Below are 22,912 nucleotides of genomic sequence, written 5' to 3' on the forward strand. Positions count from 1 at the left end.
ATGCACTTCGAAACCGACCGCGCCGCGTTCGAATTCCACCAGGGCACCGCGCCCCTGCTGATTTCCTTTCCCCACGCGGGCACCTACGTGCCGCCCGTGGTGGCCGAGCGCCTGACCGATGAAGCGCGCCAGGTGCCCGACACCGACTGGCACCTGCCCATCCTTTATGCGTTTGCGCGCGAGATCGGCGCCTCGACGCTGGTGGCCACGCATTCGCGCTACGTGGTGGACCTGAACCGGCCGCCGGACGGCGCCAGCCTCTACCCCGGGCAGAGCGTGACCGGCCTGTGCCCGGTGGACACCTTCGACGACACGCCGGTGTACCGGGACGCGGCGCTGGCACCCGATGATGCCGAGATCGAGCGGCGCCGCGAACTGGTGTGGCAGCCCTACCATGACCAGCTCGGCGCCGAGCTGGCCCGCCTGCGCCAGCAGTTCGGCGCGGCGGGCCTGTGGGACGCGCATTCGATCCGCTCGGTGCTGCCGCGCTTCTTCGAGGGCAAGCTGCCCGACCTGAACCTCGGCACGAACCGCGGCGCGAGCTGCGCCCCCGGCCTGGGCGAGCAACTGCTGGCCCAGGCCGGCCAGGCCGCGGCCGACGGTTTCACCGCCGTGCTCAACGGCCGCTACACCGGCGGCTACATCACGCGCCACTACGGCCAGCCCGGGCAGAACGTGCATGCGGTGCAGCTGGAGATGACGCAGTGCTCCTACATGCAGGAAGCCCTGCCGTTCGACTACCTGCCTGCGGTCGCCGCACGCATCCAGCCCCATGTGCGCCGCATGGTCGAGACGCTGCTGCAGTTCGTGCAGGCGGGGGCCTTGCGGGCGTAGCGCCTCAGTCGTGCACCAGCTGCCGCGAAAGAAAGCTGCAGCTGGCGACCAGCAGCCGGGCCATTTCGTCGATATTGGCCTCGATGCGGTGCTGCGGCCCGGCGACGGCCACGGCCAGCGTTTCGCCATGCACATGGATGAAGGCGGCCACGGCCCACACGTCGCTGACGTTTTCGCCGCGCGTCACGAAATAGCCGAGCTTGCGGCTGGCCAGCACATCCTGCACCAGCGCCTCGTGCTCGACCTTGGTGGCGTTCGTGATGGCCTGGAGCTTGCGCTCTTTCAGCCAGGTGCGCAGCTCGGCCTCCTTCAGGCTGCCCAGCAGGGCCTTGCCGATGGAGCTGGAGTGCAGCGGCTTGAACTCCCCGGGCTTGGCGGAGTAGCGGATGGAGTTCAGGCCCTCGACCACCTGCAGGTAGATCACCGAGTCGCCCTGGCGCTTGCCGAGGATGATGGTTTCGCGCGTCGCATCGCGCAGCCGCTCCAGCACCGGCATGGCGCGCTTGATGAAGGGGTCGTTGGCCGAGATGTCGTGCATCACGTCGTACATGCGCCGCGTCGGGTACAGCGCCCGGGGCCTGCTGAGCGTGTACAGGTAGCCGCGCGCCGTCAGCGTGGAAACGATGGCGTGGCAGGTGCTCTTGGGTACTTCGACGGCTTCCGCCAATTCGGTCAGCGACAGCGGCTGCTGGCTGTTCTGGAACGCTTCGAAGATGTCGATCACGCGATCGATGGCGGTGACGGTGATTCCGGTCATGCTTTTCCTCCTGGCTGCAACGCCGGCTGAGAACGGAAATTCAGCCTGCTGAACAAATGGGGCGCGATGCATTCGATTCCGAGAGTCATTATGCAATTTGTTCGTAATGCCGAACAAGCATTCTTGTCCTCGAATATTTTGCTTTCTACGATGGCCTCACGACATTTGACGGAGACCACGCAGAGTGCAAGCCAGCCCAGACATCAGCATCGACGAGCGCGCGGACGGCGTCGTATGGATCACCATTGATCGTGCGCACAAGCACAACGCCCTGGCAGGCAGCGTGCTGGCATCGCTGGCCCGGGCCGTGGCCGACGCGGGTGCCCGGCCAACCACGCGCCTGCTGGTGGTCCGTGGCGCAGGCGAGCGTTTCTTTGCCGCCGGTGGCGACCTGGTGGAACTGTCCCGGGTGCGCGACGAGGAAGCCACCCATGCGATGGCCGACGGCGCGCGTGCGGCGCTCGATGCCGTGCGGCAATGCCCGGTGCCGGTGCTGGCCTACCTCAACGGCGATGCCATCGGTGGCGGCGCGGAGTTGGCCGTGGCCTGCGACATGCGCCTGCAGGCCAGCCATGCGCGCATAGGTTTCATCCAGGCGCGCCTGGCCATCAGCTCGGCCTGGGGCGGGGGCCCCGATCTGTGCCAACTGGTTGGCGGCGCCCGTGCGATGCGCTTGATGGCGCGCTGCGAAATGGTCGATGCGGCGCAGGCGCAGGCATGGGGTCTGGCGGATGCCGTCATCGAGGACGGCCCCGGCGGCAAGGACATGGCGTCCTTCCTGGCGCCGATGCTGGCATGCCCGCCGCAGGTGCTGCGCGGCATCAAGGCCCAGGCCATGGCATGGCGCAGCGGCCAATCCTATGAACAGCGGCGCCAGGTGGAGCGGCAGCAGGTGGTGAACACCTGGCTGCACGACGACCACTGGCGCGCCTCCGACCGATTTCTTGCGAAGGGCAGCCGATGAACCGAGACGACCACCTCGCAACCGCGGGCATCGAGCCCCAGTTGCGGCCCACCAGCCCCAGCGGCATCGACGTGCCTACCTCCGTGGACGCATCCGCGGTGGATGCGGCGCGCATCGGCCAGCCCGGCGAGTATCCGTTCACCCGCGGCATCTTTCCCGATGGCTACCAGGGCCGGCTGTGGACCATCCGGCAGTACTCGGGCTTCGGCACCGCCGAGGAATCGAACGAGCGCTACAAGTTCCTGCTCGCCAAGGGTCAGACGGGCCTGTCGGTGGCCCTGGACCTGCCCACGCAATGCGGGCTGGACCCGACCCATCCGATGGCCCGGCCGGAGATCGGCAAGGTCGGGGTGTCGCTGTCCAACCTCAGCGAGGCCGAGATCCTGTTCCAGGGCCTGGATCTGTCGAAGATCTCCACCTCGTTCACGATCAACGGCACCGCAGCCATCATCTATGCGATGTACCTGGCGGTGGCCGACAAGCAGGGCGTGCCACGCAAGCTGCTCACCGGCACGATCCAGAACGACATCCTCAAGGAGTACGTGGCGCGCGGCACCTGGATCTTTCCGGTGCGCCCCTCCATGCGCCTGATCGCCGACACCATCCTCTATTCGAACGAGGTGTCGCCGCGCTTCAACCCCATCAGCATCGCCGGCGCCCATGTGCGCGATGCGGGCGCGACCGCGGCGGAGGAGATGGCCTACACGCTGGCCAATGGCCTGGCCTATGTCGATGAGCTGCGCTCGCGCGGTGGCGACGTGGAGAAGTTCGCCAAGCGGCTGTCCTTCTTCTTCTACGTGCACATGGATTTCTTCGACGAGATCGCGAAGTTCCGCGCCGGCCGCCGCCTGTGGGCGCGGCTGATGAAGGAGCGCTATGGCGCGCAGGACCCCAAGGCGCAGCACTTCCGCTTCGGCGTGGTGTGCGGCGGCTCCTCGCTGGTTGCGCCGCAGCCCTACAACAACGTGGTGCGGGTGGCGGTGGAGACCATGGCGGCGGTGTTCGGCGGCGCGCAGTCCATCTTCACCTGCGCCTTCGACGAGGCCTTCCAGATCCCGACCGAGTTCTCGGCCGAGCTGGCGGTGCGCACGCAGCAGATCCTGGCCTACGAGAGCGGGATCGGCCGCACCGTCGATCCGCTGGGCGGCAGCTATTTTCTCGAGCAGCACACCGATCGCATGGAGGAGCAGATCGCCCGCGTCATGGACGAGATCGACGCCTACGGCGGCGTGGTGCGGGCCATCGAGGATGGCTGGATCCAGATGCGGCTGGCCGAGCGCGGGCTGGAGCGCAAGCTGAACACGGACTCGGGCGTCAACGTGGTCGTGGGCCAGAACCACTTCAAGAAAGAGAACGAGGACATCAAGGTCGGCGAGGTCTTCACGCTGGACCCCACGGTGGCCCAGCGGGCGCTCGAGAAGTTCCAGCGGGTCATGGACACGCGCGACAACGCCGCGGTACAGCGCTCGCTGGAGCGCCTGTCGGCCGCCGCCGCCCAGGACCGCGAGAACGTCATGCCCTACCTGGTGGAGTGCTGCCATGCCTACGCCACCGTGGGCGAGATGGTGGGCTGCCTCAAGGCGCAGTGGGGCGAATTCAAGGAGCCGGTGAATCTATGAGCACGCAACAACACTCCGCCATGCTGGCGTCCAAGCGCATCCTGATCGGCAAGCCCGGCCTGGACGGGCACGACATCGGCGCCAAGATCATCGCGCTGACCCTGCGCAACGCAGGCGCCGAGGTGATCTACACGGGCCTGCGGCGCAGCCCGCTGCAGATCGCGCAGGTCGCGGTGGACGAAGGCGTCGACGCCGTGGGCCTGAGCATCCTGTCGGGCAGCCACAAGGAGCTGGTGGCCGACGTCCTGGAGCAGCTGCGCGCGCTGCGGGCGCTGGACGTCAAGGTCTTCGTGGGCGGCACCATTCCCGCCGAGGACCATGACTATCTGCGCCGCCTGGGTGTCAGCGCGGTCTTCACCGCCGACATGCCGCTGGAGCAGGTCGTCGCCTCGCTCGCGGAAAGTCTGGCATGAGTGCGCCGCTGGCGGGCATCCGCATCATCGAGGTCGGCCACATGCTGGCAGGTCCGTACTGCGGGCTGATGCTGGCCGACATGGGCGCCGAGGTCATCAAGATCGAGACCCCGGAAGGCGACATCGGCCGCACGGTGAGCCCGCATTTCATCGGGCCCCACAACGCCTACTTCGCCAGCCTCAACCGCAACAAGAAGAGCGTGGTGCTCAATCTGGCCAGCGAGGAGGGCCGCGAAGCCCTGGGCCGCATCGCCGACACCGCGCATGCGCTCGTCACCAACCTGCGGCCTTCGGCCATCCGCAAGCTGGGCCTTACCTACGAGGCACTGCGGCACCGGAACGAGCGCCTGGTCTGCGTGGCGCTGACCGGCTACGGCCTGGACGGACCGCATGCCGACAACCCCGCCTACGACTATGTCATCCAGGCGCTCACCGGGGTGATGGCGCTGACGGGCGACCCCTCGGCGCCGCCGACCAAGGCCGGCTATTCGGCGGTCGACAACTCGGCGGGGCTGGTGGCGGCGATGGGGCTGCTGGCCAAGATCGTGCAGGGCCGGGGCGGCCAGGTCGATGTGGCCATGTACGACGTGATGCTGTCCCAGCTCAACTACCTGGCGGGCGCGGCCCTGAACGCCGGCGAGACCATCGAGCGCCAGGCCGACTCCTCGCATCCCTACGTGGTGCCGGCGCAGATCTTTCCCACGGCCGAAGGCTGGCTCACGCTCTTCATCACCCACGACCGGTTCTGGCGGATCTTCTGCGGCGAAATCGGCCGCCCCGAGTGGACCGAGCACCCGAAGTTCTTGACGATGGCCGCCCGGCGCACGCATCGCGTCGAGGTGGTGGCCGCCATCACCCAGGTGCTGGGCCAGGCTTCGGCCGCCGAGTGGGTGCGCCGGCTGGCGCCGCTGGGCGTGGTCGCGGCCGAGGTCGGCACGCTGAACCAGGCCTTGCGCGGAGACATCGCGGCCGCGCGGTCGCTGGTCGTGCCGCTGGGCGACGGAACGCTGCCGCTGCAGGCCGTGGCCTGCCCGGTCCGGTTCGACGACTTCAGCCCGGCCTACGGCATGCCGCCGCTGCTGAACGAGCACGCGGACGCGGTCCTGGGAAAGGAGCTGGCATGAGCGCGCCGCTGGACCGCTGGGCCCTGAGCCGGGCGCTCACCCGGCTGGCGAATGCCAGCCCGCTGGAACTGGCCCAGCGGCCGCTGCCGGAGCCCTCGCCACAGCTCGCGCGCCGCATCGGCATCACCGGCGCGCCCGGCGCCGGCAAGAGCACGCTGGTGGGGCACCTGGCGTTGGAGCGGCTGCCCCGGGGGCGCCTCGGCGTGCTGGCCGTCGACCCGAGCAGCCCCAGGAGCGGCGGCGCCATCCTGGGCGACCGTGTGCGCATGGACGATCTGGCGGGCAGCGAGCAGTTGTACATCCGCTCGCTGGGTTCGCGCAGGACCAGCGATGGCCTGGCCGACAACCTGCCGGAGATGCTGGACCTGATGGACCAGTTCGGGTTCGACGAGGTGGTGCTCGAAACCGTGGGCGTGGGCCAGGCGGAATACGCCGTGCGCAGCCAGGTGGACACGCTGGTGCTGGTGCTGCTGCCCGACAGCGGCGACGTGGTGCAGGCCATGAAGGCCGGCATCATGGAGCTGGCCGACATCTATGTGGTGAACAAGGCAGACCTGCCGGGTGCGCAGCGCATGGTGACGGATCTGCGCCGCATCGCGGCCGTGGCGCAGCACTCACCGCGGTCCTGGGTCGCGCCCATCCTGCTGGCGTCCTCCAGCCAGCCCGAATCCATCCAGGCCCTGTCGCAGGCCATCGACCAGCACCAGGAATGGCTGGCCGCCACGCAGCAGCGGCAGGCGCAGCGCGTGCAGCGTGCCCGCTACCGGCTTCGGCGCCTCGCGGAGCTGCGCATTGGCGAGGCACTGGCGCGCCAGGACGCAGATTTCTTCGAGGCTCCCCTGGTGGAGCAACTGGCGCAGCTGTTCGGCATGCTGCACATGCCGCAGGAGTGAACCATGTCGCGCAGGCAGATCCGATCGCTCAAGAACACCGTCCAGCAAGGTGGTGCAGCCCTGGCCTCTCCGGCGCAGGCGCTGGAGGCGCGTGCTGCAGCGCTGCATCTGCTGCGCCGCAGCGTGGCGATGAAGCATGACCGCCTGGCCATCCTGCGCCTGGTCGATGCCGTGCGGCTGCGCGCCCGCATCGACGATGCGCTCTGGGACCACTGCCAGGCCGTGGCCAGTTCGCAGGCCGATCCCGACCAGTTGCGGATGCTGAAGACCATGCGCCGCAACACCGCCACCGCATTGCAGAGCCGTTAGGCATTGTTCACTCACCGTTTGAGTTCAACAACGAAGGAGACAGGAATGGCATTGGGTATGCAGCCCTCGTCTGCGAGGGGTATTTCACGTCGCAGGCACATCGCCGAGGCCGCCATGGCCGCGGTAGCTCTGGCAGCCAGCGGCAGCGCGTTTGCGCAGGCCGATGGCGATGCGGTCAAGATCGGCGTGCTGGCGGACATGTCCGGCATCTATTCGGACATGGGCGGCAACGGCATCACCGAGGCGGTGAAGATGGCGATCGCCGATGCCGGCGGCGAAGTGCTGGGCAGGAAGATCGAGATCGTCGCGGCGAACCACTCGGCCAAGGCCGATATCGCTGCGACCCGGGCGCGCGAATGGTTCGACACCCAGGGGGTGGACATGGTCATCAGCGGCCCGAGCTCGGGCACCAGCCTCGCCATCGCGAAGATCGCGGCCGAAAAGAAGAAGATCGTCATGGTCACCGGCGGGGTGGCGGCGCAGCTGACCAACGAGGAATGCTCGCCCTACACCGTGCACTACCTCTACGACACTGTCGCCCTGGCGCGAGGCACCGGTGCCGCGATGACCAAGCGGGGCGGCAAGACCTGGTATTTCCTGACGGTGGACTACGCCTTCGGCGACTCGCTGGAGCGCGAGACCTCGCAGGTCGTCAAGGCCGGCGGCGGCCAGGTGCTGGGCAGCGTGCGGCATCCGCTGTCGGCGTCCGACTTTTCCTCGTTCCTGGTGCAGGCCAAGGCGTCGGGGGCGCAGGTGCTGGGCCTGGCCAATGGTGGTGGCGACACCATCAACTCCATCAAGGCTGCTAGCGAATTCGGCATCAGCAAGTCGATGAAGGTCGCCGGCCTCATGCTCTTCATCACCGACGTGCACGCGCTGGGGCTCAAGCTCACCCAGGGCATCAACCTGACCGAGGCCTGGTACTGGGATTCGGACGAGCGATCCAGGCAATGGGCCCGGCGTTTCCAGGACAAGATGAAGAAGATGCCGACTAGCATGCAGGCGGCCAGCTACTCGGCGGCACTGCAGTACCTGATCGCCGTGAAGGCTGCCGGCACGGACAAGGCCGAGGCCGTCATGGCGCAGCTCAGGAAGCAGAAGATCGACGACATGTACACGGCCAACGGCCATATCCGCGAAGACGGACGGATGGTCCACGACCTGAAGCTGATGGAGATCAAGAGCACTTCCGAGTCGACGCGCCCCTGGGACTACTACAAGGAAGTCCAGGTGATCCCTGGCAGCCAGGCCTTTGCCTCGAAGGCGGAGTCCAAGTGCAAGAGTTGGGTGGGAGGGTAGCCATAGACAAGACGACATCCACCCCGCAACCGTTATTGCAAAAAGCGTTTTTCAGCAGGAGACAACAACCATGACCGCATCGACCAACAACACCGTTCCCAACACGGCGCAGCCGTCCGAGGCCGTGCGCAAGGCCATCGCCGAGGCCAAGGAATTGCCCATCCTCGATGTGGGGCCCTACCTGGCGGGCGTGCCCGGGGCCCTGGAGCAGCTGGGCGCAGACGTGCGCCTCATCCAGGAAAACCTGGGCTTCTTCGCCATCGTCAACCACGGCATTCCGCAGGCGCTGATCGACGAGTCGTTCAAGCAGACCGCGCGCCTGTTCAAGATCACTATGGAAGAAAAGATGAAGCACCGCGTGGGATACAACCACCAGGGCTATCTGCCGCCGAAGTCGTCGATCCTGCAGTCCAAGGCGATCCAGGAGAAGATCGCGCTCAACACCAAGAAGGACACGAATGCCGCCTGGCTGTTCATGCGCAACCGCACGGCCGACGACCCCAAGGTGCGCGCCAATGTGCGCCACCGCGGGCTGAACCAGTGGCCCGAGAGCCTGCCGGAGTTCAAGCAGGCGCTGCACGCATACCAGACCTCCATGGAAAAGCTGGGCCAGCGGCTGCTGCCCATCTATGCCCGTGCGCTGCATCTGCGGGGCGATTATTTCGACAGCATGTTCAAGGCGCCCGAGTACTACCAGCGCTGTGCCTACTACCACCCCGAGGAGAAGATGGAGGAGGGCCAGTACGCGCTGGCGCCGCATTCGGACGGCAGCTTCCTGACGCTGCTGCCCATGACGCCGGTGCCTGGCCTCGAGGTGATGACGCCCGACAAGCAGTGGCTGAAGGTGCGCTATGTGAAGGATGCGCTGATCGTCAACACCGGCCAGGTGCTGAACCGCCTGTCCAACGACCATTTCATCGCCACCCCCCACCGGGTCGTCAACCCGCCGATGGAGCGCTATGCGCTCACCTTCTTCTTCTACCCCGACGACGATGCCAACGTGGGGCCGATCCCGGAATGCATCGCGCCCGGCGAGAAGGCCAAGTACGACTCGCGTTCCTTCTACGACTTCTTCGTGCCCTACCTGGACGACCTGTACCACTACAACGACCCCAACTTCATGAAGGAAGTCGAGCCGGAGCGGGTAGCGGCGGCTGGCTGAAGCACGGCGTCGCGCGCTGCGGCCCAGCCGGTCGAAGGAAGGCGCGGCGCGGGTGCCTGTCCGATCTCCAAGGAACCAATATGCATAGGCAGTTGTTGATAGAGGGCCGCGGGGTGGATGCGGCCGCGGGCGAAACCATCGCCGTGCTCGATCCCTGTACCGGGCAGCCCTTCGGCACCATCGCCCGCGGCCGGGCTGAGGATGTGGACCGGGCGGTGCAGGCGGCGCAGCGCGCGCTCGAAGGGGCCTGGGGCCGCATGACGGCGACCGAGCGCGGGCGCATCCTGCAGCGCTGGGCGCAGCTCATCCTCGCCCATGGCGATGAGCTGGCGCAGCTCGAGGCGAAGGACACCGGCAAGCCCATGGCCGTGGCGCGCGCCGATGCCGCTGCCGTCGCCCGCTACTTCGAGTTCTACGGCGGCGCCGCCGACAAGGTCCACGGGCAGACCATCCCGTACCTCAATGGCTACAACGTCAGCGTGGTGCGCATTCCGCATGGCGTCACCGCCCACATCATTCCGTGGAACTACCCGGCGCAGATGATGGGCCGGACGCTGGCGCCTGCCCTGGCCATGGGCAACGCCGCCGTGGTCAAGCCCTCGGAAGACGCCTGCCTGACCACGCTGAAGCTGGCCGAGCTGGCGCTGGAGGCCGGACTGCCGCCGGGCGCGCTGAACATCGTGACCGGCTATGGCACCGAGGCGGGTGCGGCTCTGACCGGGCACCCCGGCATCCACTTCGCCACTTTCACCGGTTCGCCCGAGGTAGGCATGCAGGTGCAGCAGGCGACGGCGCGCCACCACGTGCCCTGCGTGCTGGAGCTGGGCGGCAAGTCGCCGCAGATCGTCTTCGACGATGCCGACCTCGCGAAGGCCGCTCCCATCATCGTGAAGGCCATCGTGCAGAACGCCGGCCAGACCTGCTCCGCGGGCAGCCGCCTGCTGGTGCAGCAGGGCATCTACGACCGCTTCGTGGACACCATCGCCGGTAATTTCTCGGCCTTGCAGGTGGGCACGCCGGAAATGGACCTCGACTGCGGCCCGATGATCAATGCCAAGCAGCAGGCCCGCGTGCGTGCCTTCGTCGCCTCGGCCATCGATCAGGGCGTGCCGCTGCTGGCGCAGGGCCGGCTGGCGCAAGGCCTGTCGCCGCACGGGTACTTCGTGCCGCCCGCGCTGTTCGGCCCGGTGCCGCGCACGCACCGCCTGGCCTGCCAGGAGATCTTCGGCCCCGTGCTCTCGGTCATGCCGTTCAGCGACGAGGAGGACGCGGTCCAGCTTGCCAACGCCACGGAATACGGTCTGGTGGCCGGGGTGTGGACCGAGAATGGCGGCCGCCAGTCGCGCATGGCGCGGCGCGTGGCCAGCGGCCAGGTCTTCATCAACTGCTACGGCGCCGGCGGCGGCGTGGAGCTGCCCTTCGGCGGCGTCAAAAAAAGCGGCTATGGCCGCGAGAAGGGGCTGCTGGCGCTCGAGGAAATGAGCACCACCAAGACCATTGTTCAACATTACGACTAGACAGGAGACATGCGATGAGCAACACATTGAGCCAGAAGGTGGCGATCGTGACGGGGGCGGGCAGCGGGTTCGGGGCCGCCATTGCGCGGGCCTACGTGGCGGCGCAGGCCAAGGTGGTGCTGGCTGACCTGCGGCTGGAGGCCGCGCAGGCCGTGGCCGCCCCGCTGGGCGAGAACGCGCTGGCGGTCGCCTGCGACGTGGCCAGCTTCGACCAGGTGCGGGCCATGGTGCGGCAGTGCGTGGAGCACTTCGGCACGCCGGACATCGTCGTCAACAATGCCGGCACCACCCACCGCAACCAGTCGATGCTGGAGGTGGACGAGGAGACGTTCGACCGCGTGTTCAACGTCAATGTCAAGTCCATCTACCACATGGCCCGCGCCGTGGTGCCGCTGATGCGGCCGCGCAAGGATGGCGTGATACTCAACATCGGCTCGGTCGGCGGCATCCGGCCGCGGCCCGGCCTGACCTGGTACAACAGCTCCAAGGGCGCGGTCAAGGTCATGTCCAAGTCGATGGCCGTCGAGCTGGCGCCGGACGGCATCCGCGTGAACCTGATCTCGCCGGTGATGGCGCCGACGGGGCTGCTGCAGGACTTCATGGGCGTGGCCGATACGGACGAGAACCGGGCGCGCTTCATCTCTACAATCCCTCTGGGGCGCATGTGCGACCCCACCGACGTGGCGCATGCCGCGGTTTTCCTGGCCAGCCCCGAGGCCCGCTTTCTCACCGGTGTGGAGATGCCGGTCGATGGGGGGCGGTCCATTTAACGGCTGTCGCGCAGGTGCCGGAAGGGCGGGCCGACGTGGCATACGCTGCCGGCCAGGTCACCAAGACGAAACAGAAGGCACCCATGAACCGCTCCATCGCCTGGCTCACGCTCTGCCAGGGCCTGCTGCTCACCAACAACGTGGTGTTCATCGCCGTCAACGGGCTGGTGGGCCTGCACCTGGCGCCGCGCCCCTGGATGGCGACGCTGCCGGTGATGGGCTATGTGGTGGGCGGCGCGCTCTCCACGCCGCTGGTGGCTGCGAGCCAGCGGCGCTGGGGGCGGCGCGGCTCGTTCCAGCTCGGCCTGCTGGTGGCGTTGCTGTCGGCGGCGCTGTGCGCGGTGGCGGCCTATTTCCAGCAGTTCGCGCTGCTGTGCCTGGCCACCGTGGTGGCGGGCTACTACAGCGCCAACGGCCAGCTCTACCGCTTTGCGGGGGCCGAGCTGGTCGAGGCCCCGCAGCGCGAGCGGGCGATCTCGCTGGTGCTGGCTGGCGGCCTGCTGGGCGCGGCGCTGGGGCCGGCGCTGGCCAGCCACGCCAAGAACTGGCTGCCCACGCCTTTTTTGGGCGCTTACCTAGCACTGATGGTGGTTGCGGCCATCGGCATGGTGTGCATGGGCCGGGTGCGGTTTCCGGCGCCTGCGGCCCCATCGGCCGCCGCCGCTGCGGCACCCCCGCGCACTGCCTGGCAGCTGCTGGCCCAGCCCGGCTTTGCCGTGGCCACCTTCTGCGCCGCGGCCAGCTATGGCGTGATGAACCTGCTGATGGCCGCGACGCCGATCGCCATGGACGTGTGCGGCTACGACTTCTCCGAGGCCGCCGGCGTGCTGCAGTGGCATGTGGTGGGCATGTTCGCGCCGGGCTTCGTCACCGGCCACCTCATCAAGCGCTTTGGCGTGATGCGCATCATGGGCCTGGGCGTGCTGCTGAATCTGGTCTGCGTGGGGGTGGCGCTGTCGGGGCAGTCGGTGATGCACTTCACCTGGGCGCTGGCCCTGCTGGGCGTGGGCTGGAACTTCCTCTTCACCGGCAGCACCAGCCTGGCGATGGACCACTACCGCCCCGAGGAAAAGGACCGCGCCCAGGCCACGATCAATTTCTGCGTCTTCGCCACCATGGCGGTGACCTCGTTCGCCTCGGGCGCGCTGGTGACCAGCCAGGGCTGGACCATGTTGAACTGGGGCTCGCTGCCGCCGCTGCTGCTGACGGCACTGGCTCTGCTCACGGTGGCTTGGCGCTGGCGTGCGCGCACGCTGCAGCAGCCGTGAGCTGGCGGATCCGGCCCATGCGGGCTGCCGACCTGGGCGGCGTGCTGCGCGTGCAGCTGGCCTGCTATGGCGCGGGCTTCGTCGAGTCGGCCGAGGTCTATGGCCGGCGCATCGCCAGCGGCGCGCAATGCTCGCTGGTGGCGGTGGATGGGGAAGGCGCGGTGCTGGCCTACCTGGCGGCCTACCGGTCGCGGCTGCATGCCATCACGCCGCTGGATGGCGACTTTGGCGTGATCGAGGCGCCCGACACCCTGTACCTGCACGACATGGCGGTGGGCTCGGCCCATGCCGGCCAGGGCCTGGCCGGCGCGCTGCTTCGGGCTGCCTGGGCCGCGGCGGCAGCCTGGCAGCCACGCTACAGCGCGCTGGTGGCCGTGCAGGGCGCGCAGGCCTACTGGGCGCGGCACGGCTACGAGCTGTGCCAGCAGTTGCCGTCGGAGCAACTGCGGCGCCTGCGCAGCTATGGCGCCGATGCGGTCTACATGGTGCAGGCCTGCCAGCCCTAAACACGCGCTGCAGGCTGCGGCATTGCCGGGCGCGACAGAGGGCTGCCGGGCCAGCCCGTTAAAATGCGGGGTTTGTTGATAATTTGAACCCCTTCCCCCGTCGGAAACCCCTCCATGGCCAACACTCAGAATATGGCGAATGCGATCCGCGCACTCGCAATGGATGCCGTCCAACAAGCCAACTCCGGTCACCCCGGCGCCCCGATGGGCATGGCAGACATGGCCGTGGCACTGTGGGGGCAGCACCTGCAGCACAACCCCACGAACCCGCACTGGGCCAACCGCGACCGTTTCATCCTGAGCAACGGCCACGGCTCGATGCTGATCTACGCGCTGCTGCACCTGACGGGCTATAACCTGCCGCTGCAGGAGCTGAAGAACTTCCGCCAGCTGCACAGCAAGACCGCCGGCCACCCCGAGGTGGGCATCACCCCCGGCGTGGAAACCACCACCGGCCCGCTGGGCCAGGGCATCACCAATGCCGTGGGCTTTGCGCTGGCCGAGAAGCTGCTGGCCGCCGAGTTCAACCGTGACAAGCACGCCATCGTCGACCACCACACCTATGTGTTCCTGGGCGATGGCTGCCTGATGGAAGGCATCAGCCACGAGGCCAGCGCGCTGGCCGGCGCCTGGAAGCTGAACAAGCTGATCGCGCTGTACGACGACAACGGCATCTCCATCGACGGCAAGGTCGCGCCCTGGTTCATCGACAACACGGCGCAGCGCTTCGAAGCCTATGGCTGGAACGTGATCGGCCCCATCGACGGCCACGACGTGCAGGCGCTGAACACCGCCATCGCCCAGGCCAAGACCAGCAGCGACAAGCCCTCGTTCATCATCTGCAAGACGCACATCGGCAAGGGCAGCCCCAACCGCCAGGACACGGCCAAGGCCCACGGCGAGCCGCTGGGCGCCGACGAGATCGCGCTGACCCGCGCCGCGCTGGGCTGGAACCACGGCCCGTTCGAGATCCCGGCCGAGGTCTATGGCGACTGGGACGCCAAGGCCGCCGGCGCCAAGGCCGAAGCCGCCTGGAACGAGCGCTTTGCCGCCTACGCCAAGGCCTACCCCGAGCTGGCCGAGGCCTTCACCCGCCGCATGGCCGGCGACCTGCCGAAGAACTTCGCGCAGGTGGCCGTCGAGACCGTGGCCAATGCCCATGCCAAGGGCGAGACCGTGGCCAGCCGCAAGGCCAGCCAGCTGGCGCTGGAAGCCTTCACCGCCGCGCTGCCCGAGCTGCTGGGCGGCTCGGCCGACCTGACCGGCTCCAACCTGACCAACACCAAGTCCACTCCCGCCCTGCGCATGGATGACCAGGGTGCCGTGGTCAAGACCGAAGACGGCCAGATCGGCCGCCACATCAACTACGGCGTGCGCGAGTTCGGCATGGCCGCCATCATGAACGGCGTGGCGCTGCACGGCGGCTACATCCCCTACGGCGGCACCTTCCTCACGTTCAGCGACTACAGCCGCAATGCCATTCGCATGGCGGCGCTGATGAAGCAGCGCGTGATCCACGTCTTCACGCACGACTCCATCGGCCTGGGCGAGGACGGCCCCACGCACCAGTCGATCGAGCACGCGGCCAGCCTGCGCCTGATCCCCAACCTCGACGTCTGGCGTCCGGCCGACACCACCGAGACGGCCGTGGCCTGGAGCGTGGCGCTGACCAACCGCCAGCTGCCGACCGCGCTGCTGCTGTCGCGCCAGAACCTGCCCTATGCGCCCAAGAACGGCGAAGCCGTGGGCAACATCAGCCGCGGCGCCTACGTGCTGTCCGAGCCCGCCGACGTGGGCCTGAAGAAGGCCGCGCAGGCCGTGATCATCGCCACCGGCTCCGAAGTGCAGCTGGCGCTCAAGGCCCAGCGCGAGCTGGCCGAGAAGAAGATCGCGGTGCGCGTGGTTTCCATGCCCAGCACGACCACCTTCGACAAGCAGGACGCCAAGTACAAGGCCGGCGTGCTGCCCGCCGGCGTGCCGCGCGTGGCGGTGGAGATGGGCGTGACCGACTTCTGGTGGAAGTACGGCTGCGCCGCCGTGGTGGGCATCGACGTCTACGGCGAATCGGCCCCGGCGCCGGTGCTGTTCGAGCACTTCGGCTTCACGCCCGCGAACGTCGCGGCCACGGTGCAGGCCGTGCTCCAGCGCAAGTAAGCAGTTTCTTTTTTCACTTTTGGGAGAGCTTTCATGGCGATCAAAGTAGGTATCAACGGCTTCGGCCGCATCGGCCGCAACGTGCTGCGCTCCGCGGTGCAGAACTTCTCGGACATCGAGATCGTGGGCATCAACGATCTGCTGGAGCCCGACTACCTGGCCTACATGCTGCAGTACGACAGCGTGCACGGCCGCTTCCAGGGCGAGATCGCCGTCGAGGGCAACACCCTGATCGTGAACGGCAAGAAGATCCGCCTGACGCAGGAGCGCGACCCCGCGAACCTGAAGTGGAACGAGGTCGGCGCCGACGTGGTGATCGAGTCCACCGGCCTGTTCCTGACCAAGGAAACCGCGCAGAAGCACATCGATGCCGGCGCCAAGAAGGTCATCATGTCGGCCCCGTCCAAGGACGACACCCCGATGTTCGTCTTCGGCGTGAACTGCAAGACCTACGCCGGCCAGGCCATCGTCTCCAACGCCTCGTGCACCACCAACTGCCTGGCCCCGCTGGCCAAGGTGCTGAACGACAAGTGGGGCATCAAGCGCGGCCTGATGACCACCGTGCACGCCGCCACCGCCACCCAGAAGACCGTGGACGGCCCGAGCAACAAGGACTGGCGCGGCGGCCGCGGCATCCTCGAGAACATCATCCCCTCCAGCACTGGCGCTGCCAAGGCCGTGGGCGTGGTGCTGCCCGAACTGAAAGGCAAGCTGACCGGCATGTCCTTCCGCGTGCCCACCTCCGACGTGTCGGTGGTGGACCTGACGGTGGAACTGTCCAAGGACGCGACCTACGCCGAGATCTGCGCCGAGATGAAGGCACAGTCGCAGGGCGCGCTCAAGGGCATCCTGGGCTACACCGAGGACAAGGTGGTGGCCACCGACTTCCGTGGCGACACCCGCACCTCCATCTTCGACGCCGAAGCCGGCATCGCGCTGGACGGCACCTTCGTCAAGCTGGTGAGCTGGTACGACAACGAGTGGGGCTACTCGAACAAGTGCCTGGAAATGGTGCGCGTGGTGGCCGGCAAGTAATCGCCGCCTTCCACCTGCCACGAAAAAAGGCGCGTCCACGGACGCGCCTTTTTGCTGGGTGGAATATCAAAAAAAGGAGCTATTAGCGCTTGATATACAAGGAATTCAAAGGTATTTCGCATTGAATTCATTGCACAGTAAGCGCTGGCAGCTCACATTTTTATCAGGCCAGGCCGTCGTCGCCATCGTCGAAGAAGCCGCCGCCGTCCCCGCCATAGCCATCGTTGTTGCCGTTGCCGCCCAGGATGTCCGCGTCGCCGCCCGCGTCGTGGGCCAGCCGGTCGATGCCGGCCTGGTTCTGCGCGTCGCCCTGGAGGTTCTGCGTGGCGTTGCCGGTGGACGGCTGCTGCTGGCCCGCCTGGGCTGCGTTGCGGTGGCCGAGCAGGTTCTCGATGCCGTTGAACAGGAACATGCCGCCGGCCACGCCCGCCGCCGAGGCCGCGGCCTGGCCCAGGAAGCTGCTGCCGGCCGAGGCCGGCGCGGGCTGCGCCGGGGCAGCTTGAGCTGGAGCGCCGCCGAACATGCGCTCGCGCCAGCCGGGCTGGGCGGCGGGCGCGGCATAGGCCGGTGCCGAATAGGCCGGCACGGATGGCGCTGCGTAGGCGAGCGGCACCGGGTTGCGGCCGAACTGGGTGTCCAGCCCCTGGCCCAGAAAACTGCCGCTGCCGGGGGCCGGCACCTGCTGCTGCAGCTGCGCGATCTGCTGGCGCGCATCGTTCAGCGCCCGCTCCAGCAGCAGTGCGCGCTGCACCAGCAGGTAGGTGGCATCGGGCTGCCCCGCCAGCCGCTCGCGGATCATCGCGTCGGCCTGCGGGTCCTTGGGCCCGGCCTGCGCGGCGGCCAGCCGCTGCAGGAATTCATCGAGCCATTGCTGTTCCTGGGAAGTCATTGCATTCGTCCTTGCTCCCCTGATGGGGCGTGCAGCACGAAGATGGGGCCGGTCTGGCGTGGCAAAAGGGGGCCTTCTGTATCCAGGTGCAGCGCCTAAGCCTGGTCTAAGATGCCCCCTTTGGCCCAGGAGACAGGGATGAGCGAACAAGCCACCGCCCGCAGCACCACGACGCCCTACCAGGTGAAGCTGTCCGACCCGGCCGGCCACCAGTGGCTGGCCGACGAGCCCGCCGACAAGGGCGGCGGCGATGCGGGGCCCGATCCGTCGCAGCTGCTGCTGTCGGCGCTGGGCGCATGCACCACGATCACGCTGCAGATGTACGCCCAGCGCAAGGCCTGGCCGCTGGAGGCGGTGCGGGTCGAGCTGGCGCTCAACCCCGATGGCAAGCCCGCGCAGGGCAATGCCATCGTGCGCACCATCCACCTCGAAGGCGCGCTGACGGACGAGCAGCGCAGCCGATTGCAGCAGGTGGCCGAGGCCTGCCCGGTGCACAAGCTGCTGAGCGGCGAGATCCGCATCGCCACGCAGCTGGATTGAGGGTTTACTTGACGAGGATGTTGCCCTGCTCGACGTGGTAGTCGAAGTCGGGCGTGGACAGGCTCACCGTGACCGGCTGACCGTCCTCCTCCCACGACAGCACGTAGCTGGCGATGGCGGTGGAGACCTGGACGTCCAGGTCGCGGGGAATCTCTTCCAGTTGGCCGTCGCCGATGCGGTGCTGCACCGGGCCGACCACGCGGGCCTGAAACTCGCCGCTGTACGCGGGTTGTTGGGATGTCGTCATATCGATTGCTCCTGCTGAGGGGCCCGGAATGGGCGAAAACATGGGGGAGGGGCCTGCCGTCACGGCAGGCATAGTGCGCCGGAGGGCGCTGCGCGCTCCACTGCATGGGTGGGGCGCTGGAGTGGGGTGCCCGCAGGCGCAGGGCCCGGGGTTCCCTTTTTTACCATGGCCGCATGGCAGTTCCGTGTAGGACATTGCAACCGGTTGCCCTTTCGCCGCCGTTCCCGTCCGGCTGCAAAAAACCGCACACCTCACATGCTGTTGTCATTTTTGCGCCCGATCGGCGCATCATGGCGGCATGCAGCTGCAACCACAGGAGTGCTGAACATGCGCAAGCAATGGATGATCTGGATGGCCTGCCTGGCCCTCAGCGGCGCGGCCCAGGCCTTCGTGCCGCAGGCCGGGACCTGGGTGGTGTCGTCGGAACTCAACGGCAAGCCGGGGCGCGGCCTGGCCATCGACATGCAGAACGACACCCTGGTGATGCAGATGTACGCCTACGAGCAGAACGGCCAGCCCACGTTCTACATGGCCTCGGCGCCGGTGGCCTATGTGCCGGCGGGCCCGGGCACGGTGGACGAGCAGATCATCGTCGATGCCCGGCTGGGCCGCTATGTGGGTGGCCGCTACCTGGGCAGCGGCGACCTGTCGGGCACCGAGAGCGGCAGCCCGGGCAATGTGCGGCTGCGCTTCACCAGCGGCACCGACGGCTTCATCACGCTGCCGGGCGAGCCGGAAAAGCCGATCAAGCGCTACCAGTTCGGCTACCCGGCCGCGGCGGAGAGCCTGCTGGGCCTGTGGAGCTTCGTCTCGGCCTGGGAGAACGGCACGGTGGAGTACGACACGGTGGAGCTGGTGCGCGTGGCGCCGGGCACGCCGTCGGGCAACGGCATCGTGGTGTCGGCCACCGGCCAGTACACCTGCGAGCAGCAGGTGGTGGGCGGCGATGCGGGCCGGGTGCTGTGCGTGAAGATGCGCAGCGGCACCTCGGGCGAAGCGGTGCGCGACTACTGGATGAGCTACAGCGTGAACCAGGGCGAGGGCGACTGGAGCAATGTCAACGACCGCAGCATCGGCGCGCTCTATGCGCAGCGGCTGATGACGGGCAACGGCAAGATCACGGGCCTGCTGCGCCAGCAGCCGGTGGATGCCACGGGGCAGGCCAGCGGCGACGACGCCCTGCGCGCCGCGCTGACCGCGGCCCGGGAGCGCAAGCAGGCCGGGCGCTGAGGCTGGCGGTTGGCGGTGTCTGCTACTGCCGTTACACCACGGCGCAGGCAGTAAGCAGTTTGTAAGCAATCCTGTTGAGAGTGAATCGGGCGTCGACCCAAGGACGCCGCCGCAGCCTCTTACGGCAGCGAAGCAACAACATTCAACAGGAGACAACCCCATGCACAAGCGCCAGGCCGGGCAGGCTTCGCCACGCCCCTGCGGTTCGCATCAGGCAGCATCTTTCCCCTGGGTTTTTGGTAATAAATCGTTAAGGCCGCCGCGCACCACCTGGTTCGCGGCGGCCATGGCCTCGCTGCTGGCCACGGCCTGCGGTGGCGGAGGCGGCAGCGACGATCCGCCCGTGATGCCGGTGCAGACGATGAACACGCTGCGCGGCTCGACGAAGGACGTGAGCCTCGAGTTCCACGAAGGCACCAACATGGCGGCCGCGCCTTCGCCCGACGGCAAGCGCGTGGCGTTCACCGCGCAGGGCGCGCTGTGGATCATCCCCATCGCCGGCGGCAAGGCGACGCGCCTGACGGGCTGGCAGATGGAGCCGACCGCACCGGTGTGGGCGCCCGACGGCAGCACCATCGCTTTCCAGAACTACGATGTGGAGGGCAACTACCACCTCTGGACCATCAGGCCCAATGGCGCCGACCTCACGCGCATCACCAAGGGCCCCTTCGACGACCGCGAGCCGGCCTGGGCACCTGATGGCAGGTCGCTGGTCTTTGCCTCCGACCGCAGCCAGGACGGGCAGTACAAGACCTGGCGCGTGGACATCGCCTCGGGCCAGTACACCGTGTTGACGCAGGGCCCGGGAGCCGAGAGCAACCCGGTGGTCTCGCCCGACGGCAAGCAACTGGCCTTCGTCGACACCAACCGCGTCTTCACCAAGGCCCTGGGCAGCGCCGATGCGGCCAAGCTGGTCGGCCCCGGCACCATGCCGTCCTGGCTGCCCGACAGCAGCGCGGTGGCCTTCCAGACCGCGACCCGGGCGCTGAGCGTGCGGGGCAAGGACGTGGCGCCGAACGAGGATTTCTTTCCGTTCCCGGTGCGCTGGATGGCCGATGGCCGCTTCATGTACACCGCGGACGGCAAGATCAAGATCCGCAACGCCAGCGGCGACGGCCTGGCCGAAGTGCCCTTCAGTGCCACGCTGGAGATGCGCCGCCCGGTCTTCACCAAGAGCCGCGACCGCGGCTTCGACCAGTTGGGCGATCAGCCGGTGCGCGGTATCAGCGGTCCGGTGATCTCGCCCGACGGCAAGTCCGTGGCCTTCGTCGCGCTCAACGACGTGTGGGTGATGAAGATCGGCGAGGCGCCGGTGCGCCTCACGAACGACAAGGACCGCGATGGCAGTCCGCAGTTCACGCCCGACGGCACGGCGGTTTACTTCTCGACCGAGAAGAACAACGGCGGCGCGCTGGCCATCGACAAGGTCGACATCGCGAGCAAGGCGCGCACGCGGCTGGCCGCAGCCGATGCCAAGTCGATGGTGACGCCGAAGATGTCGCCCGACGGCTCGCGCATCGCCTACAGCACCGGGTCGGGCACCATCGAAGTGGTGAATGCCGGCGGCGGAGGCAGCGGCGAGAAGGTGGTGGACGCCATCGCCTGGCAGGTCAGCACGCCCTCGTGGACGCCCGACGGCAAACAGATCATCGTGGTCGACAACGAGCGCATGAACAACCGCTTCCGCGAGGGCTACAACAAGCTGCGCGTGATCGACGTGGCCAGCAAGACCGGCACCTTCTACCCGGTGGCCGAGGCGCCGCAGCAGATCTCCGACCGCGAGGAAGGCGCGGCCGCGGTGTCGCCCGACGGCACCAAGGTCGCCTTCATCATGGACTCGCTGCTGCACGTGATGCGGCTCAAGCCCAACGGCTCGCCCGATGGCAAGGCGGTGGCCATCACGCAGGAGGCGGCCGACCTGCCCTCATGGGCCGGCGATTCCAACACCATCCTGTACAAGGCCACCGAGAAGCTGAAGACCATCCGCGCCGATGGCTCGGGCGCGGCCGAGGTGCCGATCACCCTGGCGTGGAAGCAAGCGGTGGCGCCCAAGACCACGGTGGTGCACGCCGGCCAGCTCTGGAGCGGCAAGGACGCCGAGCTGCAGAGCAACGTCGACATCGTGATCGAGGCCAACCGCATCAAGGCGGTCCGCGCGCACGACCCGGCCTCGGCCACCGACCCGAACGTGAAGTTCGTCGACGCCTCGAAGCTGACGGTGATCCCCGGCCTGTGGGACCCGCACTTCCACCCACTCACGCTGTACCAGGGCGGCCAGTACGGCCAGGTGTCGGCGGCCATGCTGGCCTACGGCATCACCTCCACGCAATCGGTGGCCGGGCCACTGCACCAGAGCATCGAGATGCGCGAGGCGCTGGACGCGGGCAACCTGCTGGGGCCACGGGTGTTCGCGTCGCCGCCGCTGTGGGAAGGCAACCGCCTCTTCTACAGCTTCGCGCGCACGCTGCGCACGCCGGAGGTGGCCGACCTGGAGATCGCCAAGGCCACGGCGATGGGCGTGGACTACCTGAAGTCCTATGTGCGCGCGCCGATCCCGATCATGACCAAGATCGCGCAGGCCGCGCTGGACACCGGCATTCCCACCGGCACGCACATGCTGTCGCCGGGCGCGGCGGCGGGCATCGGCGGCACCACGCACCTGTCGGCGACGCAGCGCATGGGCTACGGCTGGGCCAAGTCCTTCACCGGGCTGATCACCTACCAGGACGCCTACGACCTGCACGCCAAGGCCGACTTCCATGTGGTGGACACGCTGTTCTCCTCGCTCGCGCTGGTGGGCGCGGACCCGGCGCTGATCGGCGATGACCGCCACAAGCTGCTGACGCCGCCGAACTTCATCGCCGGCCTGGAAAGCACCAAGGCGCCCGATGCCGCCACCATGGCCGGCATCCGCCGCGATGCCGAGCAGTCGGCCAAGGTGCAGCGCGCCGGCGGCCTGCTGGCGATCGGCACCGACACGCCGCTGGTGGCGCCAGGCATTGCGCTGCACACCAACCTGCGTGCCGCGGCGCTGGCCAGCTCCAACGTGCAGGCGCTGCAGAACGTGACCATCAATGCCGCCAGGATGAGCATGCTTGACAAGGACCTGGGCACGGTGGAAGTGGGCAAGCTGGCCGATCTGACGATCGTCAACGGCAATCCGCTGCAGGACCTGAAGGCGGCGGCCGATGTGCGCTACGTGGTGAAGAATGGCGTGAGCTACTCGCTCGACGAGATCCTCACGCCGTTCCGCAAGCCGGCAGCGGTGGCGCAGCGCAAGCGGGCCATCCTGGCTTACCAGCGCATGTGCAGCAAGGATGCGCACGCTTGCGGCGCGTTGGCCCACGCGCATTGAGCGCAGAAAGCAAAAGCGGCCCAGTGC

21 protein-coding genes are annotated in these 22,912 nt (G+C 67.9%); 18 read left to right on the forward strand and 3 right to left on the reverse strand.

Translation table 11 applies throughout. From position 1 onward, the window contains the following. Complete coding sequence (gene hutG, locus ACYVKR_RS16475; protein ID WP_460482023.1) at positions 1-834, forward strand: N-formylglutamate amidohydrolase; 834 nt, start codon at positions 1-3, stop codon at positions 832-834. 4 nt (positions 835-838) lie between these two features. Here hutG and ACYVKR_RS16480 read toward each other — a convergent pair whose 3' ends face one another. After that, complete coding sequence (locus ACYVKR_RS16480; protein ID WP_460482024.1) at positions 839-1,591, reverse strand: IclR family transcriptional regulator; 753 nt, start codon at positions 1,589-1,591, stop codon at positions 839-841. Positions 1,592-1,775: 184 nt separating this feature from the next. On the opposite strand from ACYVKR_RS16480, the gene ACYVKR_RS16485 reads away from it, so the two are divergent. The 14 genes from ACYVKR_RS16485 to gap all read left to right on the forward strand — a co-directional run bounded on the left by ACYVKR_RS16485 (position 1,776) and on the right by gap (position 16,624). After that, a complete protein-coding gene (locus ACYVKR_RS16485) occupies positions 1,776-2,555 on the forward strand; it encodes an enoyl-CoA hydratase/isomerase family protein (protein ID WP_460482025.1) in 780 nt (259 codons plus the stop codon). After that, positions 2,552-4,174 carry an acyl-CoA mutase large subunit family protein gene (locus tag ACYVKR_RS16490; protein WP_460482026.1) on the forward strand — a complete coding sequence of 541 codons (1,623 nt, stop codon included), beginning with the start codon at positions 2,552-2,554 and terminating at the stop codon, positions 4,172-4,174. Before ACYVKR_RS16485 ends, ACYVKR_RS16490 begins: the two co-directional genes overlap by 4 nt. Further along, entirely contained in the window at positions 4,171-4,587 is a 417-nt protein-coding gene (locus tag ACYVKR_RS16495) for a cobalamin B12-binding domain-containing protein (RefSeq protein ID WP_460482027.1), read from the forward strand. Before ACYVKR_RS16490 ends, ACYVKR_RS16495 begins: the two co-directional genes overlap by 4 nt. Continuing rightward, entirely contained in the window at positions 4,584-5,711 is a 1,128-nt protein-coding gene (locus ACYVKR_RS16500) for a CaiB/BaiF CoA transferase family protein (protein ID WP_460482028.1), read from the forward strand. The genes ACYVKR_RS16495 and ACYVKR_RS16500 overlap by 4 nt, the downstream gene beginning before the upstream one ends. Beyond that, positions 5,708-6,604 (forward strand): ArgK/MeaB family GTPase, encoded by an 897-nt coding sequence (locus ACYVKR_RS16505; protein WP_460482029.1) that lies wholly within the window; start codon positions 5,708-5,710, stop codon positions 6,602-6,604. Before ACYVKR_RS16500 ends, ACYVKR_RS16505 begins: the two co-directional genes overlap by 4 nt. Positions 6,605-6,607: 3 nt before the next feature. Then, positions 6,608-6,913, forward strand: coding sequence for a hypothetical protein (locus ACYVKR_RS16510; RefSeq protein ID WP_460482030.1), 306 nt, complete (start codon positions 6,608-6,610; stop codon positions 6,911-6,913). Positions 6,914-7,027: 114 nt separating this feature from the next. Then, positions 7,028-8,212 carry an ABC transporter substrate-binding protein gene (locus ACYVKR_RS16515; protein ID WP_460482218.1) on the forward strand — a complete coding sequence of 395 codons (1,185 nt, stop codon included), beginning with the start codon at positions 7,028-7,030 and terminating at the stop codon, positions 8,210-8,212. A gap of 70 nt (positions 8,213-8,282) precedes the next feature. Further along, entirely contained in the window at positions 8,283-9,374 is a 1,092-nt protein-coding gene (locus ACYVKR_RS16520) for an isopenicillin N synthase family dioxygenase (protein WP_460482031.1), read from the forward strand. 80 nt (positions 9,375-9,454) lie between these two features. Beyond that, positions 9,455-10,891, forward strand: coding sequence for an aldehyde dehydrogenase family protein (locus tag ACYVKR_RS16525; protein WP_460482032.1), 1,437 nt, complete (start codon positions 9,455-9,457; stop codon positions 10,889-10,891). Positions 10,892-10,905: 14 nt separating this feature from the next. Beyond that, positions 10,906-11,661 carry an SDR family oxidoreductase gene (locus ACYVKR_RS16530; protein ID WP_460482033.1) on the forward strand — a complete coding sequence of 252 codons (756 nt, stop codon included), beginning with the start codon at positions 10,906-10,908 and terminating at the stop codon, positions 11,659-11,661. 83 nt (positions 11,662-11,744) lie between these two features. Continuing rightward, positions 11,745-12,929: an MFS transporter gene (locus ACYVKR_RS16535; protein WP_460482034.1), complete on the forward strand. Its 1,185-nt coding sequence runs from the start codon at positions 11,745-11,747 to the stop codon at positions 12,927-12,929. A 17-nt stretch (positions 12,930-12,946) separates the two neighbouring features. Beyond that, on the forward strand, positions 12,947-13,435 hold the full coding sequence (locus tag ACYVKR_RS16540) for a GNAT family N-acetyltransferase (protein ID WP_460482035.1): 489 nt from the start codon (positions 12,947-12,949) through the stop codon (positions 13,433-13,435). Between the two features lie 114 nt (positions 13,436-13,549). Further along, the gene (tkt, locus tag ACYVKR_RS16545; RefSeq protein WP_460482036.1) at positions 13,550-15,589 is read left to right on the forward strand and encodes a transketolase family protein; all 2,040 of its coding nucleotides are present in this window, start codon (positions 13,550-13,552) and stop codon (positions 15,587-15,589) included. A gap of 33 nt (positions 15,590-15,622) precedes the next feature. After that, entirely contained in the window at positions 15,623-16,624 is a 1,002-nt protein-coding gene (gap, locus tag ACYVKR_RS16550) for a type I glyceraldehyde-3-phosphate dehydrogenase (protein ID WP_460482037.1), read from the forward strand. Positions 16,625-16,787: 163 nt separating this feature from the next. Here the strand turns inward: gap and ACYVKR_RS16555 are convergent, their stop codons facing one another. After that, positions 16,788-17,513 carry a DUF2076 family protein gene (locus ACYVKR_RS16555; RefSeq protein WP_460482038.1) on the reverse strand — a complete coding sequence of 242 codons (726 nt, stop codon included), beginning with the start codon at positions 17,511-17,513 and terminating at the stop codon, positions 16,788-16,790. Between the two features lie 138 nt (positions 17,514-17,651). Between ACYVKR_RS16555 and ACYVKR_RS16560 the strand changes: the two genes are divergently transcribed. Next, on the forward strand, positions 17,652-18,053 hold the full coding sequence (locus ACYVKR_RS16560; RefSeq protein WP_460482039.1) for an OsmC family protein: 402 nt from the start codon (positions 17,652-17,654) through the stop codon (positions 18,051-18,053). A 4-nt stretch (positions 18,054-18,057) separates the two neighbouring features. Here the strand turns inward: ACYVKR_RS16560 and ACYVKR_RS16565 are convergent, their stop codons facing one another. Then, complete coding sequence (locus ACYVKR_RS16565) at positions 18,058-18,300, reverse strand: hypothetical protein (RefSeq protein WP_460482040.1); 243 nt, start codon at positions 18,298-18,300, stop codon at positions 18,058-18,060. A gap of 327 nt (positions 18,301-18,627) precedes the next feature. On the opposite strand from ACYVKR_RS16565, the gene ACYVKR_RS16570 reads away from it, so the two are divergent. Further along, positions 18,628-19,530 carry a hypothetical protein gene (locus ACYVKR_RS16570; RefSeq protein WP_460482041.1) on the forward strand — a complete coding sequence of 301 codons (903 nt, stop codon included), beginning with the start codon at positions 18,628-18,630 and terminating at the stop codon, positions 19,528-19,530. 286 nt (positions 19,531-19,816) lie between these two features. Further along, positions 19,817-22,885 carry an amidohydrolase family protein gene (locus ACYVKR_RS16575; protein ID WP_460482042.1) on the forward strand — a complete coding sequence of 1,023 codons (3,069 nt, stop codon included), beginning with the start codon at positions 19,817-19,819 and terminating at the stop codon, positions 22,883-22,885. Positions 22,886-22,912: the final 27 nt, after the last annotated feature.

This window comes from Comamonas humi, from assembly GCF_054782535.1.